We start from the raw sequence: 2,979 nt of genomic DNA on the forward strand, positions 1-2,979 counted from the left end.
TATACAGGGCGTACAAGATTTCTCACTCGTTCCTCGTTTCGAAATGACAATTGTTTTTATGTAGCATTCTACCATGAATTTTTTATGTAGATAACATTATTTTTAATTTATCTGCTTGTTTTGCTGGGATATAAATTCACATCTTTACGCTGCCGAAAAACGGCACAAGCAAACCAATAAACAATCAAACAAAACAACTCACCCTTACAACAATGAAAAAGGTAATATTAGTAACAGGAGCATCTTCTGGTATTGGCTTAGCCTGCGCTAACGCGCTGCAAGCCGCAGGCCATACGGTTTACGGCTCATCGCGCAGTCTTGACCGCATGAAATCCGTATCATTTAAACCTGTTCAACTTGATGTTACCGATGATGCCTCGGTAAAAGCAGCTATTGGTACCATTATTAAAGCCGAAGGTAAAATCGATGTATTGGTGAACAATGCAGGTAACGGTGTAACCGGTCCGGCGTATGCTATGCCTGTTGAAAGCGCAAAGCAACAGTTTGAAGTGAACTTTTTTGGTGTGATCCGTGTTAGTTCTACGGTATTGCCTACAATGATCGAAAAAGGACAAGGACTGATCGTGAACATTAGTTCATTAGCCGGTTTGTTCGGTTTGCCATACCAGGGCATGTACAGCGCCTCAAAATATGCCATTGAAGGTTATTCCCAAAGTTTGAGGATGGAACTGCGCAATACCGGCGTCAAAGTAACCTTGCTTAATCCTGGTGACTTTAAATCGGACTTTAGTCAGAACCGCGCTAAAGTGAAATTCCCTATCAAGAACGATAAGTTGGAGACCGAATACAATGCTGCCGTTGCCGCCATGGAAAAAGATGAAAGTATTGCCCCAAGCCCTGAATCGTTAGCTAAAAAGCTGGTTTCGATAGTAGGTTCATCAAGCCCTAAGCACCGTTATTTGGTTGGGCAGGTTGGGCAGACCATTGTACCTACGTTGAAAGCGATTTTGCCGGGTGGTTTATTTGAAAAGCTGATGAATGACCATTACGGGATAAAGTAAGATCTTGGTGTAACAGCCAACAATAAAGCCACTCAAAACAGGGTGGCTTTATTGTTGGTTGCTTTATTCAAACCATTCTCTGCCGTTATCCAGCCGAACAAGCATATCAAAAAAGGAAGTTCCTATCTCAATAAAATACTCCGTTTCCATACTAATAAGATCCGAGAGAATTATGTGATGAGTACCATCGCTTAGAAACTCGATGCCTATAAATTCACCGCCGCCATTGCCACCTATGCCAAAAACATTAGGGAGATACTCAGCAATGCCATATCCCTGGTTTGCTTCTAAAAGTTCATCGGCCTTCCAGAATTGTACATACTCGCGGCCTATAGAACCTTCAAACGGTTCGTAATTTTCCAGGTAAAATTTATAATCGTCAGGCAATTGAAAGGGCATGGCATCTATAATATCCTGTTCTAAAGGCTGAGGCCTTTGTTCAAATCCGTATTTGTTTAATAGCCGTACAAGTTGTTCCATTTTATTATTTAGATAAGGTTTTACGCTCAATAATATCAAAGCCGAACAAGCCTTTGCGTAAAGTTAAATCAATGGTTTTGAACCCATCTGTTGATGTACCGCAGGGAAATACGATTTGCTTTTCGAAATTGTCATGTTTGACAATAACATAAGGTTCGCCGCACCCCGAACGGCCTTTGGCTAATGTGCCTTTATCATTTATTATTAATGAAAGTGACATGGGGGTTGGATCGGCGCAATAAAAATTAAGCGCCATAAATAAATAGGCTATTATACCGCCCCAGGTTAGTATGTTAAATACAAGCTGTTTAAACAAAGAGTTAATTTCTAAGTGCCTGGGTAAGATTTTGAAAAGGAATGGTGTTATGAAAAGCCCCGAAAGTATCCATATAAAAAATGGAATAGCGAAATTGATAAAGGTTAACCTATATAAAACTATTTCGAAATAAGTTAGAATGATTCCGGTGAAAAAGACAATTACAAAAAAAGTATTTTCGACGGTTATATCGAGGGCTTTTAAAACCGATTTGAATTTTGTCAACGTTTAGGTAATTGGGTTCAATAAAAAAAATGCTGCAAGTTAATGTAACCTGCAGCATTTATAAAGCTAATAGCGTTATTGTTGATTGCAACGGGCTAAACTATCGCTAAACCCGCGGCAGTTTTAGTTTTACACCGTCAACTTCTTATACTTGATCCTTTTCGGAGCAACATCGCCTAAACGCTTCTTCCTGTTCTCTTCGTAATCGGAATAGTTTCCTTCAAAAAAGTAAACCTGTGAGTTGCCTTCAAAGGCCAGGATGTGGGTACAGATGCGGTCGAGGAACCAGCGGTCGTGGCTGATCACTACGGCGCAGCCGCCAAAGTTTTCCAGCGCTTCTTCCAGTGCACGCAGTGTATTTACGTCGATGTCGTTGGTAGGCTCATCCAGCAGCAACACGTTCGATCCTTTTTTGAGCGTGATAGAAAGGTGTACACGGTTACGTTCACCGCCCGATAGTACGCCTACTTTTTTCTGCTGATCGGCGCCGTTAAAGTTAAATTTAGATACGTATGCCCTTGAATTGAGCGGACGGTTACCTACCATAATGGTTTCCAAACCGCCGGTTACGTTTTCCCAAACAGATTTGTTAGGGTCAAGGTCGTCATGCATCTGGTCTACATAACCCAGGGCTACAGTTTCACCAACACGGAAAGTACCGGCATCTGGCTGGTCCTGCCCGGTAATTAAACGGAATAGTGTGGTTTTACCCGCACCGTTAGGGCCGATGATCCCAACTATACCTGCCGGAGGTAAGGAGAAGCTCAGGTTATCGAACAATAATTTATCGCCGTATGATTTGCTTACCCCGTTGGCTTCAATTACCACGTTACCTAAACGCGGGCCCGGCGGAATAAATAGCTCCAGTTTTTCTTCGCGTTCTTTTGTTTCTTCAGATGCCAGTTTTTCGTAGTTACCTAAACGGGCTTTTGATTT

General features: G+C 41.8%; 4 protein-coding genes. 1 reads left to right on the top strand and 3 read right to left on the bottom strand.

Annotated features, from left to right (window positions below; translation table 11 throughout):
• Positions 1–212 precede the first annotated feature (212 nt).
• Positions 213–1,022 (top strand): SDR family oxidoreductase, encoded by an 810-nt coding sequence (locus VF500_RS17790; RefSeq protein ID WP_330860967.1) that lies wholly within the window; start codon positions 213–215, stop codon positions 1,020–1,022.
• A gap of 63 nt (positions 1,023–1,085) precedes the next feature.
• Here VF500_RS17790 and VF500_RS17795 read toward each other — a convergent pair whose 3' ends face one another.
• The 3 genes from VF500_RS17795 to VF500_RS17805 form a co-directional block, all read right to left on the bottom strand.
• On the bottom strand, positions 1,086–1,502 hold the full coding sequence (locus VF500_RS17795) for an SMI1/KNR4 family protein (protein ID WP_330860968.1): 417 nt from the start codon (positions 1,500–1,502) through the stop codon (positions 1,086–1,088).
• Positions 1,503–1,506: 4 nt separating this feature from the next.
• Positions 1,507–1,818: a hypothetical protein gene (locus VF500_RS17800; protein WP_330860969.1), complete on the bottom strand. Its 312-nt coding sequence runs from the start codon at positions 1,816–1,818 to the stop codon at positions 1,507–1,509.
• Between the two features lie 354 nt (positions 1,819–2,172).
• Positions 2,173–2,979: ATP-binding cassette domain-containing protein (locus tag VF500_RS17805; RefSeq protein WP_330860970.1), on the bottom strand; the 807-nt coding region annotated here is incomplete at its 5' end.

This window comes from Mucilaginibacter sp., assembly GCF_036383575.1.
In the GTDB taxonomy this organism is placed as follows: Bacteria; Bacteroidota; Bacteroidia; order Sphingobacteriales; family Sphingobacteriaceae; genus Mucilaginibacter.

Bases quoted from the DNA above. Each gene is read 5' to 3' on its own strand.
- VF500_RS17790 (WP_330860967.1), top strand. From the start codon at position 213: ATGAAAAAGGTAATATTAGTAACAGGAGCATCTTCTGGTATTGGCTTA.
- VF500_RS17795 (WP_330860968.1), bottom strand. From the start codon at position 1,502: ATGGAACAACTTGTACGGCTATTAAACAAATACGGATTTGAACAAAGG.